Annotated in this window: 22 protein-coding genes; 7 read left to right on the forward strand and 15 right to left on the reverse strand. The window is 69.8% G+C overall.

Annotated elements, in window-relative coordinates; all coding sequences use genetic code 11:
• Positions 1 to 88 precede the first annotated feature (88 nt).
• The 3 genes from GAS53_RS03095 (at position 89) to GAS53_RS03105 (ending at position 3,878) form a co-directional block, all read left to right on the forward strand.
• Complete coding sequence (locus GAS53_RS03095) at positions 89 to 853, forward strand: crotonase/enoyl-CoA hydratase family protein (protein ID WP_151475842.1); 765 nt, start codon at positions 89 to 91, stop codon at positions 851 to 853.
• 384 nt (positions 854 to 1,237) lie between these two features.
• Positions 1,238 to 2,311 (forward strand): mechanosensitive ion channel family protein, encoded by a 1,074-nt coding sequence (locus tag GAS53_RS03100; protein WP_151475843.1) that lies wholly within the window; start codon positions 1,238 to 1,240, stop codon positions 2,309 to 2,311.
• An 82-nt stretch (positions 2,312 to 2,393) separates the two neighbouring features.
• Positions 2,394 to 3,878 carry an FGGY-family carbohydrate kinase gene (locus GAS53_RS03105; RefSeq protein WP_151475844.1) on the forward strand — a complete coding sequence of 495 codons (1,485 nt, stop codon included), beginning with the start codon at positions 2,394 to 2,396 and terminating at the stop codon, positions 3,876 to 3,878.
• Between the two features lie 32 nt (positions 3,879 to 3,910).
• Here GAS53_RS03105 and GAS53_RS03110 read toward each other — a convergent pair whose 3' ends face one another.
• The 5 genes from GAS53_RS03110 to GAS53_RS03130 all read right to left on the reverse strand — a co-directional run bounded on the left by GAS53_RS03110 (position 3,911) and on the right by GAS53_RS03130 (position 10,524).
• Positions 3,911 to 5,974, reverse strand: a complete 2,064-nt coding sequence (locus GAS53_RS03110) for a beta-galactosidase (protein WP_151475845.1) — start codon at positions 5,972 to 5,974, stop codon at positions 3,911 to 3,913.
• Between the two features lie 45 nt (positions 5,975 to 6,019).
• Positions 6,020 to 6,916, reverse strand: coding sequence for a carbohydrate ABC transporter permease (locus GAS53_RS03115; protein ID WP_225858687.1), 897 nt, complete (start codon positions 6,914 to 6,916; stop codon positions 6,020 to 6,022).
• Positions 6,913 to 7,854, reverse strand: a complete 942-nt coding sequence (locus GAS53_RS03120) for a carbohydrate ABC transporter permease (protein WP_151475846.1) — start codon at positions 7,852 to 7,854, stop codon at positions 6,913 to 6,915. Before GAS53_RS03120 ends, GAS53_RS03115 begins: the two co-directional genes overlap by 4 nt.
• A 123-nt stretch (positions 7,855 to 7,977) precedes the next feature.
• Positions 7,978 to 9,318, reverse strand: coding sequence for an ABC transporter substrate-binding protein (locus GAS53_RS03125; protein ID WP_151475847.1), 1,341 nt, complete (start codon positions 9,316 to 9,318; stop codon positions 7,978 to 7,980).
• A gap of 144 nt (positions 9,319 to 9,462) precedes the next feature.
• Positions 9,463 to 10,524: a LacI family DNA-binding transcriptional regulator gene (locus GAS53_RS03130; protein ID WP_318720985.1), complete on the reverse strand. Its 1,062-nt coding sequence runs from the start codon at positions 10,522 to 10,524 to the stop codon at positions 9,463 to 9,465.
• A 279-nt stretch (positions 10,525 to 10,803) separates the two neighbouring features.
• On the opposite strand from GAS53_RS03130, the gene GAS53_RS03135 reads away from it, so the two are divergent.
• On the forward strand, positions 10,804 to 11,754 hold the full coding sequence (locus GAS53_RS03135; protein ID WP_151475848.1) for an alpha/beta hydrolase: 951 nt from the start codon (positions 10,804 to 10,806) through the stop codon (positions 11,752 to 11,754).
• A 42-nt stretch (positions 11,755 to 11,796) separates the two neighbouring features.
• On the opposite strand, the gene GAS53_RS03140 is transcribed toward GAS53_RS03135, so the two are convergent.
• From GAS53_RS03140 to GAS53_RS03175, 8 genes are all read right to left on the reverse strand, one after another.
• Complete coding sequence (locus tag GAS53_RS03140; protein ID WP_151475849.1) at positions 11,797 to 12,747, reverse strand: catechol 2,3-dioxygenase; 951 nt, start codon at positions 12,745 to 12,747, stop codon at positions 11,797 to 11,799.
• A gap of 10 nt (positions 12,748 to 12,757) precedes the next feature.
• Complete coding sequence (locus tag GAS53_RS03145; RefSeq protein WP_151475850.1) at positions 12,758 to 13,849, reverse strand: 4-oxalomesaconate tautomerase; 1,092 nt, start codon at positions 13,847 to 13,849, stop codon at positions 12,758 to 12,760.
• Positions 13,846 to 14,595 carry a 4-carboxy-4-hydroxy-2-oxoadipate aldolase/oxaloacetate decarboxylase gene (locus tag GAS53_RS03150; protein WP_151475851.1) on the reverse strand — a complete coding sequence of 250 codons (750 nt, stop codon included), beginning with the start codon at positions 14,593 to 14,595 and terminating at the stop codon, positions 13,846 to 13,848. Before GAS53_RS03150 ends, GAS53_RS03145 begins: the two co-directional genes overlap by 4 nt.
• A complete protein-coding gene (locus GAS53_RS03155) occupies positions 14,592 to 15,341 on the reverse strand; it encodes a PIG-L deacetylase family protein (protein ID WP_151475852.1) in 750 nt (249 codons plus the stop codon). The genes GAS53_RS03150 and GAS53_RS03155 overlap by 4 nt, the downstream gene beginning before the upstream one ends.
• Before the next feature lie 172 nt (positions 15,342 to 15,513).
• Positions 15,514 to 16,164, reverse strand: a complete 651-nt coding sequence (locus GAS53_RS03160) for a GntR family transcriptional regulator (protein WP_151475853.1) — start codon at positions 16,162 to 16,164, stop codon at positions 15,514 to 15,516.
• A gap of 158 nt (positions 16,165 to 16,322) precedes the next feature.
• Positions 16,323 to 17,099, reverse strand: a complete 777-nt coding sequence (locus tag GAS53_RS03165) for an FAD:protein FMN transferase (RefSeq protein ID WP_404829168.1) — start codon at positions 17,097 to 17,099, stop codon at positions 16,323 to 16,325.
• Positions 17,100 to 17,104: 5 nt separating this feature from the next.
• The gene (locus GAS53_RS03170; protein ID WP_151475854.1) at positions 17,105 to 17,506 is read right to left on the reverse strand and encodes an FMN-binding protein; all 402 of its coding nucleotides are present in this window, start codon (positions 17,504 to 17,506) and stop codon (positions 17,105 to 17,107) included.
• 10 nt (positions 17,507 to 17,516) lie between these two features.
• Positions 17,517 to 18,803, reverse strand: coding sequence for a ferredoxin reductase family protein (locus GAS53_RS03175; protein WP_151476015.1), 1,287 nt, complete (start codon positions 18,801 to 18,803; stop codon positions 17,517 to 17,519).
• A 205-nt stretch (positions 18,804 to 19,008) separates the two neighbouring features.
• Between GAS53_RS03175 and GAS53_RS03180 the strand changes: the two genes are divergently transcribed.
• Both GAS53_RS03180 and GAS53_RS03185 read left to right on the forward strand, forming a co-directional pair.
• Positions 19,009 to 19,698: a response regulator transcription factor gene (locus tag GAS53_RS03180; RefSeq protein WP_151475855.1), complete on the forward strand. Its 690-nt coding sequence runs from the start codon at positions 19,009 to 19,011 to the stop codon at positions 19,696 to 19,698.
• Entirely contained in the window at positions 19,695 to 21,176 is a 1,482-nt protein-coding gene (locus GAS53_RS03185; RefSeq protein WP_151475856.1) for a sensor histidine kinase, read from the forward strand. Before GAS53_RS03180 ends, GAS53_RS03185 begins: the two co-directional genes overlap by 4 nt.
• A gap of 91 nt (positions 21,177 to 21,267) precedes the next feature.
• Here GAS53_RS03185 and GAS53_RS03190 read toward each other — a convergent pair whose 3' ends face one another.
• Positions 21,268 to 22,134 (reverse strand): LysR family transcriptional regulator, encoded by an 867-nt coding sequence (locus GAS53_RS03190; protein WP_151475857.1) that lies wholly within the window; start codon positions 22,132 to 22,134, stop codon positions 21,268 to 21,270.
• Between the two features lie 68 nt (positions 22,135 to 22,202).
• Between GAS53_RS03190 and GAS53_RS03195 the strand changes: the two genes are divergently transcribed.
• Positions 22,203 to 23,144 carry an EamA family transporter gene (locus GAS53_RS03195; RefSeq protein WP_151475858.1) on the forward strand — a complete coding sequence of 314 codons (942 nt, stop codon included), beginning with the start codon at positions 22,203 to 22,205 and terminating at the stop codon, positions 23,142 to 23,144.
• A gap of 80 nt (positions 23,145 to 23,224) precedes the next feature.
• Here GAS53_RS03195 and GAS53_RS03200 read toward each other — a convergent pair whose 3' ends face one another.
• Complete coding sequence (locus tag GAS53_RS03200; RefSeq protein ID WP_151476016.1) at positions 23,225 to 24,643, reverse strand: family 43 glycosylhydrolase; 1,419 nt, start codon at positions 24,641 to 24,643, stop codon at positions 23,225 to 23,227.
• Between the last annotated feature and the right edge of the window lie 77 nt (positions 24,644 to 24,720).

Below are 24,720 nucleotides of genomic sequence, written 5' to 3' on the forward strand. Positions count from 1 at the left end.
CTCCCGGATTCCGCTCGGTGACGACCCCGGTCTCTCGCTGTGACTCGGGAGTAACCTGCTGGCGTCGTCACACGAAGGGGTCCGCGCGATGCCGGTCCGGATCGAACGCCAGGAACACGTCACCACCGTCGTCCTCTCCCGCCCCGAGGTCCGCAACGCGGTGGACGGTCCGACGGCGACCGAACTCGCCGATGCCTTCCGGCAGTTCGAGAACGACGAGACGGCCCGGGTGGCGGTGCTGTGGGGCGAGGGCGGCACGTTCTGCGCGGGCGCGGACCTCAAGGCGCTCGGCACGGAACGCGGCAACCACGTCACGGAGGACGGCGACGGGCCGATGGGCCCGACGCGGATGCGGCTGTCCAAGCCGGTGATCGCGGCGGTCGCGGGCCACGCCGTGGCGGGCGGTCTGGAACTGGCCCTCTGGTGCGATCTGCGGGTCGCCGAGGAGGACGCGGTCTTCGGCGTCTTCTGCCGCCGCTGGGGCGTGCCCCTCATCGACGGCGGCACGGTACGGCTCCCCCACCTCATCGGCACCGGCCGCGCGCTGGACATGATTCTGACCGGCCGTCCGGTGGCCGCTCCCGAGGCGTACGAGATGGGGCTCGCGAACCGTGTCGTCCCGCCGGGCCGGGCACGCGCCGAGGCCGAAGAGTTGGCCGCCTCGATCGCCCGCTTCCCACAAGCCTGCCTCCGGGGCGACCGCGGCTCCGTCCTCGACCAGGAGGGCCTGACCGAGCGTGCCGCCATGCGGGGTGAACTCCGTCACGGGATGGGCGTGTTGGCGGAGAGCCTGGAGGGGGCGGCGCGATTCACCGCGGGGGCGGGTCGGCACGGGTCGTTCGGCGAACCCTGACGCCGGGCACGGTCGTTCGGCGAACTCTGACGCCGGGCACCGATGCATCCAGGCCATCTTGCACGCGAGGACCGATCTCGGCCACCGGCTCGTGCAACCCACCCGGCTCGGCATGAACGAGTCGGCCGGGCGTCCACCGGGGCGGATGGGCGCACCGCCGCCATCGGGCATATCGGGCCAGGACGCGGGGAGTTGGCCTGTCCGCGGCGGCTCCGCGTCGAAGCATCTCCGCACATGTAGCAAGATGAGCCGAACCCGCCGGTCAACGACTCGTCGTTCCCGGCGGGTCCGCACATCCCGGAATCGAGCAGCAGGTGGCAACAAGGTGACGACACATCACATACCGGGCGTACGCCCCTTTCGCGGAACGACGGGAGGCAGTTGGTGAACCGGGACCTCACACTGCACGACTGGATAGTCGCCGGTGTCTGGCTGGCCGTCGGGCTAGCGGCGGGCGTCCTGCTGCGCCTCCTCCTGCGCTGGCTGGGCAAGCACGCGACCCGTACCCGCTGGAGCGGTGACGACGTCCTCGTCAACGCGCTGCGCGCGCTGGTGCCGATCGCGGCACTCGCGGGCGGGGTGGCGGCCGCCGCCGCGGCGCTGCCACTGACCGGCAAGGTCAACAACACCGTCAACCAGATCCTGACGGTCCTGCTCATCCTCGCCGCCACCATCACCGCGGCGCGCGTGATCACCGGCCTGGTGAAGGCCGTCACGCAGTCCCGTTCCGGCGTCGCCGGATCGGCCACGATCTTCGTCAACATCACCCGGGTCGTCGTCCTGGCCATCGGCTGCCTGGTCGTCCTGCAGACCCTGGGCATCTCCATAGCCCCGCTGCTCACCGCCCTCGGCGTCGGCGGTCTCGCGGTCGCGCTGGCTCTCCAGGACACCCTCGCCAACCTCTTCGCGGGCATCCACATCCTCGCCTCGAAGACGATCCAGCCCGGCGACTACATCCGTCTCACCAGCGGGGAGGAGGGGTACGTCGTCGACATCAACTGGCGCAACACCGTCGTGCGCAACCTCTCCAACAACCTCGTCATCATCCCGAACGCCCAGCTCTCCAGCACCAACATGACCAACTACAGCCGCCCGGAACAGGAGATGACCCTCACCGTGCAGGTCGGCGTCGGCTACGACAGCGACCTGGACCACGTGGAGCGCGTCACCTCCGACGTCGTGACCGAGGTCATGACGGAGATAGAGGGCGCGGTCCCCGAGCACGAACCCGCCATCCGCTTCCACACGTTCGGGGACTCGCGGATCAGCTTCACCGTGATCCTGGGCGTCGGGGAGTTCAGCGACCAGTACCGGATCAAGCACGAGTTCATCAAGCGGCTGCACAAGCGGTACGACCTCGAGGGCATCCGCATTCCCTCCCCGGCGCGCACGGTCGCCCTCCAGCAGAACGGCGTGGCGATTCCCCCGCAGCGCGACGGATCCATCTCGATCCCGTAGAACATCATCGTGGTGGGGCGGCCCACGAAGGCCGCCCCGGACCAGGTGCGGTGAGCGCGGCTGAGCGGGGAGACGTGAGCGTATGACGGTGCTCGGGGTCGACATCGGCACGTCCAGCAGCAAGGGCGTGCTGGTGGACGAGGACGGAACGGTGCTCGCCACGGCAGTCCGCCCGCACACGGTCGGCCGGCCGCGGCCCGGGCACGTCGAGATGGACGCGCGGGTGTGGTGGGACGAGTTCACCTCGATCGCCCGGGAATTGCTGAAGTCCCCGAAGGACGGCGCCGCCGTCACCGCGGTCGGCGTCAGCGGCATGGGCCCGTGCGTCACCCTGGCCGACGAGACGGACACGCCGCTGCGCCCGGCGATCCTGTACGGCGTCGACACCCGCGCCACCGAGCAGATCGCCCGCCTGGAAACCGAGTTGGGCCGTGACGCCGTACTGCGGCGCTGCGGGTCCCTGCTGTCCACCCAGGCCGTGGGGCCCAAGATCGCCTGGCTGGCCGAGCACGAGCCCGAGGCGGTCGCACGGGCCCGACGCCTCTACATGCCCAGCTCGTACCTGGTGTGCCGGCTCACCGGGACCTATGTGCTCGACCACCACTCGGCGAGCCAGGCCGTCCCGCTGTACGACTCCGTGACCCAGGACTGGTACGAACCGTGGACCCGGCGCATCGCACCGTGGCTGGAACTCCCCCACCTGCTGTGGCCGGGAGACGTCGCCGGGCACGTCACCGCCGAGGCTGCCGGCGCCACCGGCCTGCCCGCCGGGATCCCGGTCGTCTCCGGCACGATCGACGCCTGGTCGGAGGCGCTGAGCGTGGGGGCACAGCACACCGGTGACCTCATGCTCATGTACGGCAGCACCATGTTTCTGATCAACACCGTTTCCGAGCGACTCCTGGTGCCCCAACTGTGGAGCACCGTCGGGGCGTTGCCCGGAACACGCAGTCTCGCGGGCGGCATGGCCACGTCCGGCGTGATCACCGACTGGCTGCGGGAGCTGTTCGGCTCGCCCGACCACGCCGACCTGCTCGCGGAAGCGGAGGCGTCCGGGCCCGGTGCGCGAGGGCTGCTGATGCTGCCGTACTTCGCGGGCGAACGGACACCGGTGGCCGATCCACATGCCCGCGGGATCATCGCCGGTCTGACGGTGGAGCACACCCGCGGCGACCTCTACCGCGCCGCCCTGGAGGCGACGGCCTTCGGCGTACGGCACAACGTGGAGGCGATGCGCGCGGCCGGCGCGGACATCCGCCGGGTCGTCGCCGTGGGCGGAGGCACCCAGGGCGGGCTGTGGACCCGGATCGTCTCCGCGGTGACGGGCCTGGAGCAGGAGATCAGGACCGTCACGCTCGGCGCGAGCTACGGCGCCGCGTTCCTCGCCGCGAGCGCGGTCGGCGCCCCGCTCATCGACGTGTGGAACCCGGTGCGCGAGCGGGTCACCCCGGACCCGCACCTCCGCGCCCGCTACGACGAGTTGTACGCGCTGTATCTCCGGCTGTATCCGGCCACGCGCGACATCGCCCACGCGCTGGCCGGACACCAAAGGGATCTCAGCGGCTGACCAATGGGGAGACCGGGTCCGGGATCAGCTGTTCATGAGTCCTCCCGGAGCACCTTCACGTCCCACGGCCCCAGTGAGACCTCCTGGTCCGCGGCGTACGACGTCCCGGTGACCACATCACGTACGGCCATGGGCAGTACGACCTCCGCCTGGTCCCACGACCAGTTGTGCAGGAAGCGGACGCGTCGGCCGTCGCGAGCTGTCGCCGCCGTGGAGGTGACGCTCGGGTGGGACGGGTGCCAGAGGCCGGCCGGGGCCGCCCAGCGGAAGAGGGCCTTGGCGAAGGCGGGATCCGGCACGGTGCCGACGTACGTGACGCGCCCGGCGCCGTGTTGGTGCGACGTGGCGGCGGGCCAGCGGCCGAAGTGCGGGTGATCGTACGTGGCCAGTGTTTCCGCTCCACGAGATCGCAGGCCGTCCGCCCAGTGGAGTGCGCGCGCCGCGTCCGGGAGCGGGAAGGCATCGGTGCCGTGGACGACGAGTTCGCCGCTCAGGTTGCTGAATTCGTCGTACGTGACTCCGGCGGCCTTCGCCAGACGAGCGGGCTGCTCGTCCGTGCGGGCTCTCGCCTCGTGGTCCGCGTACGCCGTGCGCGGGCCAAGGACCAGGTGGCCGCCGGACTTGACGTAGGCGAGCAGGCGGTCGAGGATCGCGTCGTCGGCCGCGTAGTAGGCGGGGACGACAAGGACCGGCGGCAGGTCCGCGGTGTCCAGCTGCCCGGGGTGCACGATCCGGCTCTGCAGCCCCGACTCGAAAGCGCCGCGGTAGAAGGCGTCGAAGACGGTCTGGTACGAGCGGGGGTCGGGCCCTCCGTCCGGCGCGGCGAGCGCGGGCTGCGCCTGGAGCGCCCACTTGCTGGGGTGGGAGTAGAGGAAAGCCACGTCGGCATCCGGCGTGAGGGAGGCCACGAGATCGCCTGCGGTCTCCAACTCGGCGCCCAGCGCTGCCAGTTCGCGGTACACCCGGCCGGGGCGCCCGTTGTGCGGCAGCACGCCGCCCCAGTAGGTCTCGGCACCGAAGTGCAGGGTGTGCCAGTGCCAGTACTCGATCATCGAGGCGCCGCGCGAGATCAGCGCCCAGGCGGCCTGGCGCCACTGCCCGTCGTACGCGGGGCGGTTGTTCCAGGGGAATCCGATGGCCTGCGCGTCGGTCTCGGTCACCAGGAAGGGCTCCTGGCGGGAGGAGTACATGCGGTCGGCGCTCTGGTACAGCGCCCATGTGCCGTTCGTCGTCCAGCCCTGATCGCCGCGGCCCTCGTCCGGCAGGGCGAGGGCGTCCTGCATCGTGTAATACGGATTGCCGGCCGTGACGTCGAGGTTCTTCGTCAGCTCGTCGTCCTCGACACCGGGGCGTTCGTAGGAGATGCACGTCGTGACGAACTGGTCCGGCCGGGCGTACTCGCGCACGATGTCCGCCTGCCAGGCGATGAACTCGGTGGTCAGCCGCGCCTGGAAGCGGCGCCAGGCCAGGTCGTACTGCGGTTGCGCATTGCCGTCGGGGGTCCAGAGGTCCGCCCAGGTCGACAACCGGTGCGACCAATAGACCAGTCCCCACTCGCGGTTGAGGGTCTCCACGTCGCCGTACGTCTCGCGCAGGTGGTCGGTGAACCGCTGGAACACGCCGTGGTTGTGGAAGAGGTGGAGGCCCGGCTCGTTGTCGACCTGGAAGCCGATCACCGCCGGGTGTGCGGCGTACCGGCCGACGACCTTGCGGATGATCCGCTCGGCGTGGAAGCGGAACGCCGGGTGGGTGAAGTCGACTTCCTGGCGGGCGCCCCAGCCGAGGCGCTGTCCGGTCCGGTGCTCCCCCGCGATCTCCGGGTACTGACGGGCCAGCCACGGCGGCACGGCGTACGTCGGTGTCCCGAGGACGACCGATATGCCGCGCTCGTGGGCACCGTCCAGGACCGGTTCGAGCCAGTCGAGGTCGAAGCGCCCGTTCTCCGGCTCCCAGGTCGACCACACGGATTCCCCGACCCGGATCACCGTGAAGCGGGCCTCCGCCATCAGGTCGAGGTCGTCCTTGAGCCGCTCGTACGGCTGGTACTCGTGGTAGTAGGCGGCGCCGAACAGGACCCGGCCGGGCAGCTCGAACATGCTTCTCCTTTACGGGATATGGCCTTTACGGGACGTGAGGGGGCGTCAGCCTTTGACGGCTCCCGTGGACAGGCCTTCGAGGAGCTGCTTGCGCAGCAGGACGAAGAGCACGACGGCGGGCAGGACGGCCAGCACGGCACCGGCCATCACCAGGTCGTACTGTCGTTGCTCCGAGACGAAGAGGGTCTGCAGGCCCAGCGGCAGGGTGTACTGCGAGCTGTCGGAGACCAGGACCAGCGGCCACAGGAAGCTGTTGTAGCTCTGCAGGAACGTCCACACGGCGAGTGCGCCGAGCGAGGGACGCAGCAGGGGCAGCACGATCCGCCGGAAGATGCCGAACTCGCTCGCCCCGTCGATGCGGGCGGCTTCCAGGACCGAGTCCGGAACGGACTGCACGATGTACTGCTGCATCATGAAGATCCCGAACGCGGGCGCCACCCACGGCACGATCAGCGCGAACCACGGGCTGCCGAGCCCGGTCTTGACCAGGATCACGAACAGCGGCACGAGGATCACGGCGAACGGGATGGACAGCGAGCTGAACATCACGCCGAAGAGCAGCCGCTTGCCGGCGAAACGGAACTTGGCGAAGCCGTAGCCGGCGAGTGCGCAGACGAAGACGGACACGACGGTGGCGACGACCGCGACGACGGTGCTGATGAGGAACCAGCGCACGAAGGGCTGATCCTCGATCAGGGCACGGTAGTTGTGCAGGGTGAAGGGATCCGGAACCAGCTTCGGCGGATACGCGAAGATGTCGCCGCGCGGCTTGAACGACCCGCTCAGCGCCCACAACAGCGGGGCGAGGAAGGCGAGAAGCAGCAGGATCAGCGTCAGGTAGAGCAGGCCCCGGCGGCTCCTCGCACGTACGGAAGCACGTCCGGAAGAAGCGGTACGTCCGGAAGAAACGGTAGGGCGTACGGAAGAAGTGGTCGCGCTCATGAGGACGCCCTCCCGATGCCGAGCAGACGGTTGAAGAGCTGGCTGAGGCCGAAGACGAGGACGAACAGCACGACCGCCGCGGCGGCCGCGTACCCGAACTGCTGGCGCTGGAAGGCGGCCCGATAGATGAACATCGTCACCGACAGGGTGCTTTCGGCAGGTCCGCCGCCGGTCAGCAGGTAGGGCTCCTCGAAGATCTGCGCGGCGCCGATGAAGGAGGTGACGACCACGAAGGCTGTCACCGGTTTCAGGGCCGGGAGTGTGACGGTGGTGAAGGTGCGGATGCGTCCGGCGCCGTCGAGAGCGGCTGCCTCGTACAACTCCCTTGGTACGGCCTGCAATCCGGCGAGGAAGAAGATCGTGAGGTAGCCGGTCCAGCGCCACAGCATCACCAGGCCGATGCTCACCTTGGCCAGATCCGGATTGCCGAGCCAGTCGACTCCCCCGGTGCCGAACAGCGCGCGCAGGACGGAGTTCAGCAGCCCGAACTGCCGGTCGAAGATAAGTCCGAAGATGAGCGCCACGATGATCGGAGACACGACGATCGGCACGAAGTAGGCGGTCCGCCACAGGTCGCGCACCCGCAGGCCGCGGGTATTGAGTGCCTGCGCGATGAGCAGGGCGAGCGGTACGACGAGGAAGACCGCCACGACCACGAAGACACCCGTGTTGCCCAGGGCGCGATGGAAGCTGACATCGGTGGCGAGGAGACGGTAGTTGCGCAGACCCACCCAGTGCGGCGTACCGAGACCGACCCATTCGGTGAGACTCAGCCAGAGCGAGACCCCGATCGGCACCAGCATGAACAGCACGTAGAGGACGTAGAAGGGGGCAATGAAGAGATAGGGGGCGCGGGACTTCTTGAGACGAGGAGCGACCTGACGTGCACCCGTACGTTTGCGGGCACTACTGGCCGGCTCGGCGATGGCGGTGGTCATGGGCGACTCTCCTGGCGTACGTGCCATAGTTCCGATGCGTACAGGGGCGCCCCGTCAGGGGCGCGGGGAACTGCGCGACCAGCCACAGACGGCCCGCAGTGTTCAACGGCGCTCCCTGCGGGGCTAACGCCCCGCTTGGTCGCGGAACTCCTCCGCAGACCGACGCAACGCCTCCCGCGGGCTGAGGTCCCCCCGATACGCACGCAGCAGATTCCCGGCAAGCACATCGAAGAGAATCGACTGATCGGGACTCGTGTGCAGCGGAGGCACATCCGACAGAAGGTCGCGATAGAGACCGAACAACCGCTGCCCACCACAGAAGTCGTCCTTGAGCGCCCCGAGCTGCGGATCCTCGTACACGGAACGACGCGTGGGCAGATATCCCGTCTCGGTGAAACGCCGGACCTGACCGTCGTGGGTGAGCCAGGTGTTCAGCAGAAACTCCGTGGCCGCCCGCGTATTGGACTTGTCCTTGATGACCCCGAACCCGGTGCCACCAAGGGCGGCCGTCGTCCCTCCGCCCTTCGCAAAGCGCGGCATGGCCTTGACCCGCCACTTCCCTCTCTGTTCGGGCACGTTGGGCACGAGGCCGTAGTTCTTGTACCAGATGGCCATGGGCAGCCCGATGACCCGGCCAGACTTCAGGGCGGTCTGCATCGCGGCCCCGTAGTAGTCGGAGATGTCGATGACGAATCCGCTGCGCAGCCCCTCGCAGAGGAAGCCCAGCACTTCCTCGGCCTCGGCCGAGTCGAGCACCAGCTTCTGGTCCGCGTCGAAGAAGGCGCCGCCGCGCTGGTAGAGCAGCATTTGAAAGGACTGCACGACCTGCCCCGGATCGCTGCCGGCGGTACTGACGACGCACATCGAAGCGCGGTGGTCCTTGTACGCGCGGGCGCCGAGTTCGGCGAACTCCTCCCAGGTCGGGGTGTCCTTCGGGAGGCCGTACTCGGCGAACAGGTCGTCGCGGTAGTAGTAGACGACCATCGGCGTGTCCGAGTCGAGGGCGTAGAGCTTGCCGTCCTTGGTGTAGGGGGCGGTGCGGGCCGGCAACAGATCGTCCTCGAGTCCCGGTACCGCGGCGATGTCGGGGGTGAGGTCGTGCAGCAGCCGCTCGGAGATGTCGCCGCGCAGCATGCGCGGGAAGCTGCCGATCTCGAATCCCACCATGTCCGGTGTGCCGCGTCCGGCGACGGCCTGGGCGAGCAGTTTGGTGACGAGGTCGGCGGGTCCGGTGCGAGTGACCTTCAGGCGGTAGCGGAAGTCGGTGAGCCGGTCGGCCTCCGGAACGCCTTTGGCGAAGAAGTCCTCGTAACCCGGGTCGTGGGTCCAGAGGGAAAGGGTCACGTCTCCGGAGGTACGGGCGATGGTGCTGTCGCGACCGCAGGCGGCGAGCCCGGCGGCCGCGCCCAGACCGAGGGCGCCGCGCAGCAGGGTGCGGCGTGGCAAGGGCGATGGGGTGTACACACGTGACTCCTCACGTGGTGCGGCTACGGGGTGCGCGTGCGACGGCCGTCCCGGGCGGCGCACGTGGGCAGGGCGGATCGGGTCGGCCACGAGGTGCGGTCGACCGTCCCGCCGACGGTTCAGCGGTTCGGGCAGTGAGCTCGGTCAGCGGACGGGGGCAGTGGAGCTTCGTACGGTCAACTCGAAGGCGAGATCGGCGGATTCGGCCGGATCGGGCCTGTCCTCGATCATGGCGATCAGGACATCGACGGCGCGGGTGGCGACCGAGACGAAGTCCTGTCGGACGGTGGTCAGGGGAGGGGACAGATAGGGCGCGGCGGGGATGTCGTCGAAGCCGACCACACTCACGTCCCCCGGGACGGAGCGTCCGGCCTCGGCGAAGGCCCGCAGCACGCCGATCGCCATGTCGTCATTGGCGACGAACACGGCAGTGACGTCGAGGTTCTGGGCGAGCCGCTGTCCAACGGCGTGCCCGGCGGCGGGAGTCCAGTCGCCGTCCGGGGGGAGCGGCGGCTCGGGGGCGCCGGCGGCGGCCAGTGCCTCGCGCCAGCCGCGGACACGGTCGCGGGCGGCCCACCAGTCCTGCGGGCCCGGGATGTGCCACACCGTACGGTGCCCCAGCGACAGCAGATGCTCGGTGGCGATCCTGGCCGCGGCGACACCGTCGGCACGGACCACCGTGCTGGAGCCCCCGGGCGTGTCCACGTTGTCCCCGACGCTGACCACAGGCACATCCGCGCTGAGCCGCAGCGGGGTGCCGTCGTCGATCGGCTCGGACAGGACGATGCCGTCGACGCCCTGCTCGAGCAGGGACTCCACCGCTGCCGCGATACCACCGCTCTGTCCCTGTCCCTCCAGGGTGCTGACCAGCGCGAACGAATACCCCGCCCGCTGCATGGCCCGCTCCAGTGCGATGAGCAGCGTCGACGGGCCGTAGAGCGCGGAGCCGAGCGAGACCACACCGATGCGCCGGTATCTGCCCATCAGCAGGGCGCGCGCCGCGTTGTTCGGGCGGTAGTCCAGCTCACGGATGACACCGAGCACGCGGTCGCGGACGTCGGCGCTGACATGGGGCTCGCCGTTGACGACACGGGACACGGTCTTCTGGGAGACGCCCGCGGCACGGGCGACCTCCATCATCCCGGGGCCGCGCCGGCGGCGTCCGGGACCGCCGGGGGACGAAGGCTCGGTGCTGGTGGTGGCCATGAACCCTCCTCGTGCCCCTCGGCGATGACTACGTAGTCAAATTCAGACGACAAGACGTGCGCTTCGGATTGACTACGTAGTCACGCCAGTGTTCACAGCTTCGTGACGCGAGTCAATACTTCGCGCGGCACCCATTCCGGACGGGCAGGGGTTGGGGGTGTACGTCACCGGTCGGCGAGACCGGAGCCGTGTTATTGTCCCCAACAATCAACAGGAAACCTGTTGATTGAATCGCTCGTCCACATCACTCGTCCGATTCGCTCGACCGAACGGAGACCCATGTCCATCCTGGCCCGGCCTGCGGTGGCGTCCTTCGCCGCCAAGGCGATACAGCGTGCCGTTCAGCTGGCCAGTCGGCGAGCGGGCGGGCGCGGCTCCGCGACTTCGCCGCTCGACCGGTTTCCCGAATTCCCGCGTGACGCACACGAGTTGACGATCCCGACGTCTGTCGCCCCGGCCCGGGTCACCGTCTACATGCCCGCCACCAAGGGGGCGCCTCCGCCGGTCCACGTCAACTTCCACGGCGGCGGCTATGTCATGCCGCTGACGGAACTCGACGACCCGCTCTGCCGGTTCCTCGCCGCGGAGGCGGGCGTGGCCGTGATCAACGTGGACTATGTCGTCGCCCCGCAGCACCGGTTTCCCGCCCCGCCACGTCAGGCGTACGAGGTCGTCCGGTGGATCGCCTCGCACGGTGACGAGCACGGCTGGGACGGCAGCCGGCTCACCGTGGGCGGCCAGAGTGCCGGAGGCGGCCTCGCCGCGGCGGTGGCACGCCAGGCTCTGGAGGAGGACGGACCCGCGATCGCGCTCCAGGTCCTCCACTATCCCCCGCTCGACCTCGCGACCAGCGCCAAGGACAAGCGCGCCGCCATCGCCAAGCCGATGCTGCGCCCCTGGATGGCGGAGGTCTTCGACAGCTCGTACGTGCCGGACCCCCGGGAGCGTGCCGACCGCCTCGTGTCGCCCGCCAACCCGGCGGACACCGCGGACCTCGAGGGCATCGCCCCGGCCCTGGTCGTCACGGCGCAGTTCGACCTCCTCCGGGCGGAGGGAGAGCGCTATGCCGAGCGTCTCAAGAAGGCCGGTGCTCTGGTCGAGCACCACGACGTGCCCGACGCGGACCACGCGTACGACGGCAAGGACTTCGAGAAGGCCAGGCAGGTCTACTCCCTCATCGCCGGGCATGTGAGGCGGGCCGCGAGCGCGACGCCGCCCGACGCCGACTGAGGACTGCCGTCACCTGTACTGGCAGGATGGTGTGCCCGACTGTCAGGAGACGGGCGGGGTGCCGTGCGTGTGGAAGGACTCGATGGTCTTCAGGCCCCAGGCCTGGCCCTTCTTCCGCTCGTCCTCGGTCCAGGTGATCAGCGGCCAGTCGGGGGCCAGGACGAGGCGGGTGAGCGGGTTGCACAGCTCGATGCGGTTGCCGCCCGGCTCGTAGACGTACAGGAAGAACGTCTGCTGGATGGCGTGCTTGTGCGGCCCGGTCTCGATGAACACGCCCGTGTCGAGGGCGAGATCGGCGGCCCGCAGGATGTCCTCACGGGTGTCCGTGGCGAACGCGATGTGGTGCAGGCGGCCGTTGGAGCCGGTCCAGTCCTCCGTGTAGACGATGTCGTACGACTTACTGCTGAAGGTCAGCCACTGGGCGGCGATCTTCCCGCTGTTGAGCTGGATCTGCTCGGTGGGGCGGGCGCCGAGCACCTCGTGGATGAATCCGCCGTTGGGTGCGACGTCGGCGGCGAGGAAGTTGACGTGGTCCAGACGGCGCACGCCCACCCCGTGTCCGGGCTTGGCCTGCGGCTGGTTCTTCAGGCCCGGCTTCAGCTCGTCAGGTGCCTGGTACCACTCACTCTCCCAGTAGAGGGCGAGTTCGTGGCCGTCGGGGTCGGTGGTGACGTACAGCGGACCGATGCCCGGCTCGTCCTCGGTCCAGCGGCCCGCGCGGCCGGCGTTCTCGATCTCCTTGACCCGGCGCTGGAGGGCTTCTCCGCTGGAGGTGCGCAGGGCGGTGCGGCGGATCCCGGACGTCGAGTGGGCGGTCAGGGTCAGACTGTGGTGCTCGTAGTCGTCCCAGGTCCGCAGGTGGACCGAGCCCCCGGAGCGGCCGTTCTCGGTCAGGCCGAGGTAGTCCGTGAAGAACCGGACGCTCGCGTCCAGGTCGGGGGTGAGCAGTTCGACATGCCCGAGGTGGGCGATGTCGCCGAGCGGCGGGGCCATGCGGGCCTCCTTAGGGGTGATGTCCGGCTTCGGCCGGCCGGGGGAAGACCGTGCCGTCGAAGATCTTTCGCGCGGTGCGTACGACGGCGGTGCGCCGGGCCACCGGGACGCCGCCCGGGGCGTCGTACGCGACGATCGTCTCGATATCGAGGAATCCGGTGGGGTGCTCGATGCGCAGCCGGTTCCCGCGGGCCGGCAGCCGGGCCAGGTTCTGGCCGACCCCGCCTTCGATACGCAGCCCGGCGGCCACGCTCGCGGCGCCCAGGACCCCGATGGAGGTGTGGCAGCGCACCGGGATGAAGGTCCGGGTCATGACCGCGCCGCCGTCCGACGGCGGTGCCAGCAGGCTGAGTTTGGGCACGGTGGTGCCCTCGACGTCGCCGAGGCCCATCAGTTTTCCGGCCTCGAGCCGGATCTCCCGGAGCCGGTCGGCGAGGGCCTGGTCCTCCTCCAGGACCGCGGGGGTCTCGTAGCCGGTGACACCGAGGGCGGACGCGGCGATCAGCACGGTCGGCATGCCGTTGTCCACGCAGGTCACCGGCACATCGGCGACGAGTTCACGCACCCGGCCGGTCGGCAGCAGGGGGCTGCTGCCCTGCGGGAACTCGATCACCACCGGTGCGGCGGTCCCGGGCACACCGGAGATCTCGGCGGAGCCGGTGTAGTCGACGCGCCCGCCCGGGGCGGGGAATTCGGCAACGGCCAGGTCCCCGGTGTTGAGCATGCGGATCCGTACGGACGTCCGGCCGTCCCCGGGGGCCACCAGTCCGCGTTCGACGGCGAAGGGCCCCACCCCGGCGAGGAGGTTCCCGCAGTTCTGATGGTCACTCACTTCCGCTGTGTCGACGCCGACTTGGAGGAACAGGTAGTCGACGTCCGCCGTGGGGTCGGCCGAGGCGGAGACCACGGCCACCTTGCTGGTCAACGGGTGCGCCCCGCCCAGGCCGTCGATCTGGCGCGAATCGGGGCTGCCCATCACACGCAGCAACAGGTCGTCACGGACGGCGGGTTCGGCGGGCAGGTCCCCGGCCAGGAAGTAGGCGCCCTTGGAGGTGCCGCCGCGCATGAGCATGCAGCGCAGCCCCTCCTCGGGCGCAGTCACGACCCCGCTCCGTCCAGGAGGTCTCGGTCCTGGAGGTCTCGGTCCTGGAGGTCTCGCCGGTACTCCTCGTACGACTGGTAGCGCACCCCCAGGCGTACGAGCGTGTCGCGCAACCCGTAGCGGTCCAGGCCGAGTTGGCCGTCGGCGAACGCGGCCCGCGACGCCTCTTCCTTCGCGGTACGCGCGGCGGACGCCTCGACGGCCTCGCCGGACCGCTCACGGGGCACGACCATCACCCCGTCGTCGTCGGCGAGGACGACGTCGCCCGGCCGGACGCTCTGTCCGCCGAGGACCACGGGCACGTTGACCGAGCCGCCGGTCGCCTTCACGGTGCCCTGCGCGGACACGGCCGCCGACCAGACGGGAAAGCCCATTTCGCGCAGCTCCTGGGTGTCGCGCACTCCGGCGCCGGTGACCAGGCCGCGTACGCCCCGGCGTTGCAGCGCGGTGGCGAACAGCTCGCCGAACATGCCGTCCGTGGAGGGCGAGGTGGTGGTGACGACGAGGATGTCGCCCTCGCCGCACTGCTCGACCGCCGCGTGGATCATGAGGTTGTCGCCGGGCCAGCTCAGCACGGTGACCGCCGTGCCCGCGACCCGCACGCCCTGCTGGATCGGGCGCAGCCCGGCGCCGAGGAGTCCGGTGCGGCCGAGTGCCTCGTGGACGGTGGCGACACCGTATCCGGCCAGTGCCTCGACGTCCTTCTCGGCTGCCTTCGGGGGGTTGGTGACGATCAGGCCGCTCATGCCAGTTCCTCCGTGACCTGCGGGTACGGGCGCATGTACGCCTCGGCGTAAGTGGTGTGCGGCAGACCGAGGTTGGGGCCCGCGTTGCGCTTGAGCTGTACGCCGCGCCGGACGGCGAGGTCGGTGTAGTAGTCCCACAGGTGCCGCTGGGCGGCCAGGCACTCCATGGCCTTGCGCTTGGTCTCCCACACCTCGGAGATGTCGAGGAGGACCTCCGGCTTGAATCCGCACATCTCGGGCTGGTGCGGCTCGAAGAAGAACACCGGCGGGGCACCGATGATCTCCCCCTCGGCCGGGTAACCGATGGCCTGGGCGAGAACGCGCGCGTCCAACGCCATCCTGGCGGCCGCCGGGTGGTCGCCGTTGTACGGGTCGTCGAGCGGATGCGTGAGCACGACGTCCGGCTGGGTCTCGCGGTAGACGGCCACCAGGCGGTCGGTCAACTCGGGTGTGGCGATGAGCGGGTAGTCGCCGGCGTCGAAGAAGACGACCTCGGCGCCGAGGGTGGCGGCGGCCGCCTCGGCCTCCGTGCGGCGTATCTCTTTGATCTCCTCCAGCGACCTGCCCTCGCGCCAGGCTTTGGCGGACTCGCCGCGCTCGCCGTAGGTCAGGCACGCGATGGTGACCTTCTCGCCCCGCGATGCGGCGAGGGCGATGGCTCCGCCCGCCCGCCAGACGAAGTCCCCCGCGTGGGCGGTGATGACAAGTGTCGATCGTGGGGTGGCAGGCGCCTTGCCGTGCGTCATTGCCTCAATCTCCCCTATTTCAGGCGGTTCGCCTCCGGGGCGCTGGAGTCGGTGTCGAGAGCGTGACCGTGCTCAACCCTTCGGGCCTCCGCGCGGTCGCGGTCTCGACACCGACGCGCCCCTTCGGCTCACTCGCCGTGATGGACAGGCCGGTTGGCCCACCCCTGCGGTGTCATTCGCGCAACGCGTCGATCACTCCCGCGAGGTGGGCGCGGACGGCCGTTTCGGCCGCCTGCGGGTCCCGGGCCGTGATCGCCTCGATCATGGCCAGATGCTCACCCAGGGACTTCTGCGGCCGCCCCGGCCTCAGCGCGAGCTGGAAACGGTGGCGCACCAGCTGTGCGTTGAGCCGCTCCAGCAGTTCCACGGCCGTCTGCTGGCCGGAGAACTGCCTGATCAGGGCGTGCAGTTCGTGGTTGAGGTCGGAGTAGGTCACCGGCTCCCCGTCGGCGACGGCCTTGGACATCGCCTCGCCCACCTCGACCAGCTCGGTCAGCTGATCGTCGGTGGCCGCGAGGGCCGCCTTGGCCGCGCACAGCCCTTCGAGGACCATCCGGCACTCGGTGATGGCGACCGCTTCCTCCATGGTCACCACCCGCACCCGCGAGCCGCGGTTGCGGATCCGCTCGACCAGGCCCTCCGACTCCAGCTCGATCAGCGCTGCCCGGACGCTGGCCCGCGTCACACCGAACTGCTCGGCGAGTTCGTTCTCCACCAGCCGCTGGGCCGGTGCCATCTCGCCGCGCAGGATCGCCTGCCTCAGCTGCGCGAGCGCATGCTGTCTGGCCTGCTCTCCGGTGCTCGGACGGGCTTCGTTCGGCATGTGTGCCCTCCCTGAGTGAGTGCCTGTCGAAGCTAAATCTAGGGGTGCAGGATTGTCAACAATTTTGTTTGCCATATTGCTGTCCGGCAGTTCATCGGGCAACAACGAGGGCCCTGGTACCCGCAGTTGCGGATACCAGGGCCCTGGGTCGTTGGTGGTCAGGCAGCGACGGGGAACCCCTGCGTGCGGAAGACCCGGCGCTCGGCGTCCACAGCGAACACCTCGCAGCCTTCACGCGCGGCGGCCCAGTCGATGCCCTCCGCGCCCATCGCGAACGCCGCGGTCGCCGTCGCGTCCGCCTCGGTCAGGGACGAGGCCACGACGGTCATGCTGAGCAGTGCGGTCGCCGGACGGCCGGTACGCCCGTCGAGGATGTGGTCACCCCGTTCGTACCGGGCGGAGGTCGCCACCGCCCCGTCGGTGATCTCCAGGACCGTGCACAGCTGGTCGGCGCGCTCCGGGTGCCGTACACCCACGCGCCAAGGACGGCCGGCCGAGACCACGTCGCCGCCGGCGTTCAGGCAGAACGTCGTCACGCCCTCCGCCCGCAGCAGCTCCGCGGCGCGCTGTACCGCCCAGCCCTTGACCATCGCGCAGGGATCGAGCCCGCGACCGGGAATCCGCACCTGGAACGCGCCCCCGCTGGCCACCCGGTACTCCTCGCACAGGTCGAGGACTTCCACCAGGTCAGGGCTGAGCTCGTGGGGTTCGAGCTCTCCCCTGTCCAACCGGGACACCTCGCTGTCGGCGAGGAAGGGGCTGAACCGCGCGTCGACCTCGCGCAGCCACGCGAACACCCGGTCCGCGGCCGCGACGTTGACGTGCCCGTCGATGTCACCCTCGATGTCTCCGTCGATGTCGCCGTCGTCGATCCGCAGGGAGATCGGCAGTCCCATGATGTGCTCGACGCGGCGCACCTCTTCAGCCCTTCGCATCGACGTCAGGCCTTCGCATCGATGGCGGCCTGGAGCGACTCCTTGTATCCGTCGCTCGTGATGGTGGCCCCGGACACCGTGTCGACGTCCGCGCTCTGCGCCTCAAGTGTCGACGCGATCAGCTTCGGCACGGCGGCCTTGGTCTGCGGATGGTTCGGCTGCTGCAGCATCCGCACGGAGCTGATCTTGTCGCCCTCGAAGGTCACCTCGACCTGCACGGGGCCCTTCTCCGTCTTGATCGTCGAACCCGCGACGACCTGGCCCGAGGAACCCGACGAGGACGAGGAGGGCGTCGAGGCGGGTTCGGCGACCTCCGTGCTGGACGACGTGTCGGTCGACGGCGCGTAACGCCACACCGGGATGAGACCCGCGACGGTCAGAACCAGAACTGGCAGTGCTCGTTTCACGGTGTCTCTCTCATCCCGCCAGGCTGAAGCGTTCGAAGTGGATCTGCTGCTTGGGCACGTTCAGCTCGCGCAGGCTGCCCAGCACCGCGTTCATCATCGGGGGCGGCCCGCACAGGAAGACGTCCCGGTCGCCGATGTCCGGCACGAGCCGTGCGAGTTCGTTCGGCGCCAGCTTGTCCGGGCTGACCGGCCCGGACACCAAGTGCAGCTCGGCACCCTTGGCCTGGGCGAGTTCCCGCAGCTCGTCGTAGAGGACCGCGTCCCGGTCCGTGGAAACCCGGTAGATGACCACCGCGTGGCCGTGGAGTTCCTCCAGCAGGGCCCGGATGGGGGTGACACCCACGCCGCCGGCGATGAGCAGGGCCTCCGGCCGGGTGCGGTGCATCGCGGTGAAGGCGCCGTACGGGCCCTCGGCGAAGACCCGCGTGCCGACCTTCAGGTGTCGCAGGGCGGCGGTGCCGTCGCCCGCGGCCTTGGCGGTGAGCCGCAGCGTCCGGCCGTCGGGGGCGGCCGACAGCGAGAACGGGTTGGCCTGCCACCACCGGTCCCTGGTCAGGAACCGCCACAGGAAGAACTGACCCGCGCGCGCCGGCAGCCGGTCCAGATCGCGGCCGGTTATGTACACCGACACGACGTTGTCGGACTCCGGGACGACGGCCGAGACCCGCAGCTGGTGCCGCAGGTTCCGCCACAGCGGGAGCACCAGCCGGCCCAGGACCACTGCCCCGAGCGCGACGCCCCACAGGACGTACCAGTACGTCGTGGCCACGGACGACGCGGTGAAGGTCGTACCCACCGCGACCTGGTGCGTGAAGGCCAGCACCACCGCGACGTACGTGTAGAGGTGGATGAAGTGCCATGTCTCGTACGCCAGCCGGCGGCGGGCGTAGCGGGCCGATACGGCGCCGATCACGAGGATCAGGCCCAGCGCGACGATCGCGCGCAGCACGCCCTCCACGGTCTCGGCGAGATCCACGATCTGGCTCACCGGATCCATCGAGGACGACTGGGCGTAGCCGAAGGTGATGAACACGGCGTGGCCCAGCAGCGTCCACAGCAGGCCGAAGCCGACCCAGCGGTGCCAGGAGGTCAGCCGGTCCATGCCGATCCGGCGGTCGAGCCACGGCAGCCGGGCGACCAGCAGCAGTTGGAAGGCCATCAGGAGCGCGGCGTACAGCCCGGCCAGCCGGCCCAGCACGATGAGCGCGTTCGAGGCGAACCCGGCCTGGAAGAAGAACACGGTCACCACGGCCGCGTTCGCGGCCAGCACGCCGTACAGGCCCGCGCGGGCCACCACCTTGGGGCGCACCGCCGCGGAAGGCGGCGGGACGGTCGTCTGGACAGTCGTCACGGACGGAAACTCCTTGATCGGGTCCTGGGACTCCGAGCCTGCCTGGAAGGAGCTGTCGTTTTCCTGTCGCTCAACTTTCAAGTTTTTATCGATGTGAAGTCGAGGGGCCCGCGGCTATGGCGTCTCAGGACACGTGAAGCACTATGGGCACGTGGAAAAAGTACGACTTCTCGTTGTGGACGACGATCCGCCCATCGCCGACCTGGTCGCGACGGTCGCCCGCTACGAGGGCTGGGAGGCGGTCACCGCGAACTCCGGCGAGGAAGCGCTGAGCCGCGCCGCCGACTTCCACCCGGACATCGTGGTGCTCGACCTGATGCTGCCGGGCCTCGACGGCTTCGCCGTGCTCGACCGGCTGCGGCTGTCCGGGACGATGGTGCCCGTGGTGTTCCTCACCGCGCGGGACGGCGTGGCCGACCGGGTCGCCGGCCTGACCAGGGGCGGCGACGACTACCTGGTCAAGCCGTTCGCGGTGGAGGAGCTCATGGCGCGGCTGCGGACGGTGCTGCGCCGCAGCTCCGGACCCGGCTTCCAGCGGTCCGTGCTCAAGGTGGCGGACCTGACGATGGACGAGGACACGCGCGAGGTGCGGCGCGGCGACCGGCTGCTGACGCTCACCCCGACCGAGTACGAGGTTCTCCGCTACCTCATGCGCAAGTCGCCGACCGTGCTGACCAAGGCCCAGATCCTCGACCACGTCTGGGAGTACGGCTTCGGCGGCCGTTCGAACGTGGTGGAGCTGGTCGTCAGCCGGCTGCGCCGCAAGCTCGACGACGTGGGTGAGCCCCTGATCCACACCGTGCGGGGCGTCGGGTACGTGGTGCGGCAGGTCGCCGAGTGATCGGCCGCCTGAGCCGGTCCTACCGACGGACACGCCTCGTCACCCGGCTGGCGCTGGGCATAGCCGTGCTGTCTCTGGTCGTGTTCGCCGTCGTCGGCACGGCCCTGACGACGTATATGCGGGGCTATCTGGAACGCCAGCTCAGAGACCAGATGAAGCTCGTCCAGATCAGCCAGTCCAAGGACGCCCTGGCCCACGGAACAGTGGCGGCGAAGCCGTACTGGCGCTGGTACACCGCGGTGTACGAGGTGTCGGGCACCACGGCCGTACTCCGCAAGCCCAGCGACGTGCCGAAGGACACCGCCGAGCTGGCGGCTCTCGCCGAGGCCCAGGCCGCCACGAAGTCCGGGGAGATCCTCCGCACCGCACGCATCAAGGGCGAGGGCAGATACCAGCTGCGCGCCTGCGAGGTCGAGCCCGGTGTGGTCCTGGTCACCGCGGCGCCGATGGCGGACCTCGAAGACACCATCGACCAGCTGGTCACGGTCCAGGTCGTCGCGTTCGCGGTCGCGCTGCTGGCGCTCGTCGTGGCCGGCCGGTCGGTGCTGCGGCGCGGACTGAAGCCGCTGAGCAACATGGCGCACACGGCGCGCGGCATCACCTCGCACAATCTGACGGGCTCGGCCCGGCTGCCGGTGCGCGACGCCGGGGGCAGGAACGGCGACGGCCCGGAAGTCGAGGAACTGCGCACCGCGTTCAACACCATGCTGGAACACATCGACGACTCGCTGGCCGTCCGCACCGAGGCCGAACAGCGCCTGCGCCGGTTTGTCGCGGACGCCTCGCACGAGTTGCGCACACCCCTGATGTCCGTACGCGGCTACGCGGACCTGTTCCAGTACGCGGCGGCCAACGAGCCGGAGGAGCGGGAGAAGCACCTGGCCCGGCTGCGCGCCGAGGCGGCCAGGATGGGCGTGCTCCTGGACGATCTGCTGCTGCTCGCCCGGCTGGACGCCGCCGAGGTGGAGGCACCGCTGCGGCTGGAGGACGCGGACCTGGTGGAGCTGGTGTGCCAGGCGGCGGACGCGTTCCGCGCGAGCCGCCCGGACCGTCCGCTGTCCGTGACGGCCGGTCCCGATCCGGTGCCGCTGCGCCTCGACACGCTGCGCATCCGGCAGGTCCTGGACAACCTGCTCACCAACGCCGCCGTGCACACCCCTCCCGGTACGAAGGTGTCCGTGGAGGTGTCCGTCGCATCCGGCGCGGCGACCGTGCGGGTCACCGACTCCGGTCCCGGCATTCCGGCCGCCGACCAGGATCGCGTCTTCGACCGCTTCTACCGGATCGACAAGGCCCGCAGCCGCGACCGCGGCGGCAGCGGCCTGGGCCTCGCGGTCGCGCGATCGCTGGTACGGGCTCACGGCGGCGCCATCGAACTGTCCAGCCGGCCGGGCTCGACGACGTTCACGATGAGGATCCCCTTGGCCCGCGAGGACTGGGGGAACCTGTCGAGCTCAGGCGCGCACCAGCCCTCGTAAGGGGCGCGGGGCTGTATCGATAGGCGGCTCCGCCGCGGGGCGCGACCAGCCACAGACATCCCGCGCCCAAAACGCCGTGCGAGACGAATCCTCATTCCTCGCGATAGAGCGCCGTGAGCAATTCGATCGCGGCCTGCACGGCGGGATGCGGCTCGTCCCGCCACCAGGCGAGCCGCACCGCGATCGGCTCGGCGTCGCGGACCGGGCGGTAGACGATGCCGGGGCGCGGGTACTGGTGCGCGGTCGACTCGGCCGTCATGCCCACGCAGCGGCCCGTGGAGATCGTCGTGAGCCAGTCGTCCACGTCATGTGTCTCCTTGACCGCCGGGCGGGAGTCCGGTGGCCACAGCTCCGTCGTCGTCGTGCCGGTGCGCCGGTCCACCAGCAGCGTGCGCCCGCCGATGTCGGCGAGCCGGACGGAGCGGCGCCGGGCCATGGGGTCGTCGGAGGCCATGACGCACAGCCGCCGTTCGAGACCCACGATGGCGGAGTCGAAGCGGCGGTCGTCCAGCGGTCTGCGTACGACGGCCAGATCGCAGGCTCCCTCCGCCAGTCCGGCGGTGGCGGAGTTGACGCGGACGAGCTGCAGGTCCGTCTCGGGATGCGCGGTGGCCCAGCCGCGCTGGAAGGCCAGGGTGTGGCGGCCGAGTGCCGCCCAGGCGTAACCGATCCGCAGCGAGGCATGACCCGACGTGGCTTCCCGGACCAGGTCGTCCACCTCGCCGAGCACCCGCCGGGCATGCGCCACCACGCGCAGTCCGGTGCCGGTCGGGGTCACCTCCCGGGAGGTCCGCCGCAACAGCCGTACGCCGAGGGCGCGTTCGAGCGAGGCCAGCGTGCGGGACACGGCCGCCTGGGAGACGCCGAGCGCGATCGCGGCATCGGTGAAACTGCCCTCGTCGACGATCGCGACAAGACAGCGCAACTGCCGCAGCTCCACCCGCCCATCCGCATCCATGACTCAAGCGTATAGATGGTTCGGCTGATGCATTTTGCGCAAGAGCCGGATCCGCGCAGCATCGAACCATGCCGGCAGACACCGCACACTCACGAGCGTCCGCGCACCGCACTCCCCCGGTGCCTTCGGATCCGACGCCCGGCGATCAGCCCGGCGGACAGCCCGACGTACAGCCAGACGGTCGGCGTCTGGCCGGTGTGGTCACCATGGTCGGCAGCGGTCTGTCCAACCAGACGGGTGCCGCGATCGGTTCCCTGGCCTTCCCCGTTCTCGGACCCCTCGGTGTCGTAGCGGTACGCCAGTACGTCGCCGCGATCGTCCTGGTGGCCGTCGGCAGGCCCCGCCTGCGCGCCTTCACCAGGCGTCAGTGGTGGCCGGTCCTGCTCCTTGCCCTGGTGTTCGGGACGATGAACCTGTCCCTCTACACCGCCATCGACCGCATCGGCCTCGGGCTCGCGGTGACCCTGGAGTTCCTCGGCCCGCTCAGCATCGCCCTGGCCGCATCGCGTCGCCGCGTGGACGCCTGCTGTGCGGTGATCGCCGCGGCCGGCGTCATCACGCTGATGCGTCCGCGGCCCTCCGCCGACTTCCTCGGGATGGGCCTGGCGCTGCTGGCCGCCGCCTGCTGGGCGTCCTACATCCTGCTCAACCGCACGGTCGGCCGGCGTATCCCCGGAGCGCAGGGCTCGGCGGCCGCGGCGGGCGTCTCCGCCCTGATGTTCCTGCCGGTCGGCATCGTCCTTGTACTCCGGCACCCGCCGACCGCCGAGGCCGTCGCCTACGCCGTCGCCGCCGGCGTTCTCTCCTCCGCCGTGCCGTACCTCGCGGACCTGTTCACCCTGCGCCACGTACCCGCCCCGGCCTTCGGCCTCTTCATGAGCGTCAACCCGGTGCTCGCCGGCCTGGTCGGCTGGGTCGTCCTCGGCCAGAGCCTGGGCGGGCCGGAGTGGGCAGGCATCGGAGCCATCGTCGCCGCCAACGCGGTCAGCATCCTCACGTCGCGCGAGTAGTTGACGCGGATCAGCCCGGCCGACGGGACGTCGGCCGGGCTGATCGGCTGATCCTCAAGCTGAATCCGGTGCGGCTGCCGTCACTCGGCGTAGAATGTCGCGTCCGCCTTGGCGGTCGCCGTGTCGGCGGGCTGCGTGTAGAGCAGGTATTCGTAGTGCCGGATGTAGCGGCCGGGGAAGTTGTACGACTCGAAGGAGACGCCGGCCGTGTCGGCCAGACCCGCCCGCCGGAAGAAGCTGGCGTCGTTCTTGAAAGTCGTGCTCCCGTCGTTCTTCTCGACCCAGACCTCGTTGTTCTTGTGGCGGAGGTAGTAGCCGGGGAAGTTCGCCGACTCGATGGAGACGGTCCCGGTGCCGGCCAGACCGGTCACCACGCGGAACTGGGAGTCGGCGAGCTTGGTGACGTTCGGTTCGATCTTGGCCCGGTACTCCCAGTGCCGGATGAACCGGTCGGGGAAGTTGTACGAGGAGAAGCGGACCGGGGTGACACCGTCGGCCACCGGGATGCCGAAGTTGGGCGTGCCGTCGGCGTTCCAGTACACCTTCTGGTAGCGGGTGCGGCGGTTCGGGTCGTTGAGCGGGTCGCCGCTGATGTCCTTGTAGTTGCGGTCGTGGTAGACGAGGATGTCCGACTTTCCGTCCTCGGAGACCGTGAAGGTGTTGTGGCCGGGGCCGTACTGGCCGGTGGCCGTGTTGCTGGTGAAGACCGGGGTGGGCGTCTTGGTCCAGGAGGACGCGTTCATCAGGTCGGCCGAGGCGGAGGCGGTCAGCAGGCCGAGGCAGTAGTTGGCGTCGGTGGCACTGGCCGAGAAGGTCATGAAGACCTTGCCGTTCCGCTGGATGACCGCCGGGCCCTCGTTGACGGTGTGGCCGACCTTCTCCCAGGCGTTGGTGGGCCGGGAGATCATGACCGGACTGCCACTGATCGTCCAGGGGTTGGACATCTTGGCCAGGTAGATGTTGGTGCCGTCGCCGACCGCCGGGTCGTTCTGCGCCCAGCTGAGATAGCGGGTGCTGCCGACCGTGAAGGTTGTCGCGTCCAGCGAGAAGGTGTCCAGCGGCAGGGCGATGCGGCCCTTCTCCGTCCAGGTCCCGGTGATCGGGTTGGCGGAGCTGGACTCCAGGACGTACGGCCGGATCTTCCAGATGTCGTTGGACGAGCCGGCGGTGAAGTAGATGTACCACTTGCCGTCGATGAAGTGGATCTCCGGCGCCCAGATGTGCGCACCCATCTCACCGCTGGCGTGCTTGGTCCAGATGGTCGTCTCGGCGGCCGTGGACAGACCCTGGAGGGTGGTGGCCCGGCGCATCACGATCTTGTCGTACGCGGGCACGGTGGCGGTGAAGTAGTAGAAGCCGTCCGTGTGCTTGAAGATGTGCGGATCGGCGCGCTGTTCGGCGATGGGGTTGGTGAAGGTGACGGCGGGCGAGGCGGGGGCGGCGGCCTCGGCGATGCCGGAGGTCAGGGCGGCCAGGGTGACGAGCAGCGCCGTGATCACCCTTGCGATCGTGCGTCTCACTGTGTTCCTCTCGATCACGTCGAATGCGTCGGCCACATCGGGCGCGTCGCGTGTGC

The sequence above is a fragment of the Streptomyces albicerus genome (assembly GCF_008905045.1).
Taxonomy (GTDB): Bacteria; Actinomycetota; Actinomycetes; order Streptomycetales; family Streptomycetaceae; genus Streptomyces; species Streptomyces albicerus.

Coding starts and splice junctions, on each gene's coding strand:
- GAS53_RS03195 (WP_151475858.1), top strand. CDS start 22,203: ATGCCGGCAGACACCGCACACTCACGAGCGTCCGCGCACCGCACTCCC.
- GAS53_RS03110 (WP_151475845.1), bottom strand. CDS start 5,974: ATGTTCGAGCTGCCCGGCCGGGTCCTGTTCGGCGCCGCCTACTACCAC.
- GAS53_RS03105 (WP_151475844.1), top strand. CDS start 2,394: ATGACGGTGCTCGGGGTCGACATCGGCACGTCCAGCAGCAAGGGCGTG.
- GAS53_RS03160 (WP_151475853.1), bottom strand. CDS start 16,164: ATGCCGAACGAAGCCCGTCCGAGCACCGGAGAGCAGGCCAGACAGCAT.
- GAS53_RS03120 (WP_151475846.1), bottom strand. CDS start 7,854: ATGACCACCGCCATCGCCGAGCCGGCCAGTAGTGCCCGCAAACGTACG.
- GAS53_RS03095 (WP_151475842.1), top strand. CDS start 89: ATGCCGGTCCGGATCGAACGCCAGGAACACGTCACCACCGTCGTCCTC.
- GAS53_RS03140 (WP_151475849.1), bottom strand. CDS start 12,747: ATGGCCCCGCCGCTCGGCGACATCGCCCACCTCGGGCATGTCGAACTG.
- GAS53_RS03135 (WP_151475848.1), top strand. CDS start 10,804: ATGTCCATCCTGGCCCGGCCTGCGGTGGCGTCCTTCGCCGCCAAGGCG.
- GAS53_RS03130 (WP_318720985.1), bottom strand. CDS start 10,524: ATGGCCACCACCAGCACCGAGCCTTCGTCCCCCGGCGGTCCCGGACGC.
- GAS53_RS03190 (WP_151475857.1), bottom strand. CDS start 22,134: ATGGATGCGGATGGGCGGGTGGAGCTGCGGCAGTTGCGCTGTCTTGTC.
- GAS53_RS03150 (WP_151475851.1), bottom strand. CDS start 14,595: ATGAGCGGCCTGATCGTCACCAACCCCCCGAAGGCAGCCGAGAAGGAC.
- GAS53_RS03165 (WP_404829168.1), bottom strand. CDS start 17,099: ATGCGAAGGGCTGAAGAGGTGCGCCGCGTCGAGCACATCATGGGACTG.
- GAS53_RS03115 (WP_225858687.1), bottom strand. CDS start 6,916: ATGAGCGCGACCACTTCTTCCGTACGCCCTACCGTTTCTTCCGGACGT.
- GAS53_RS03155 (WP_151475852.1), bottom strand. CDS start 15,341: ATGACGCACGGCAAGGCGCCTGCCACCCCACGATCGACACTTGTCATC.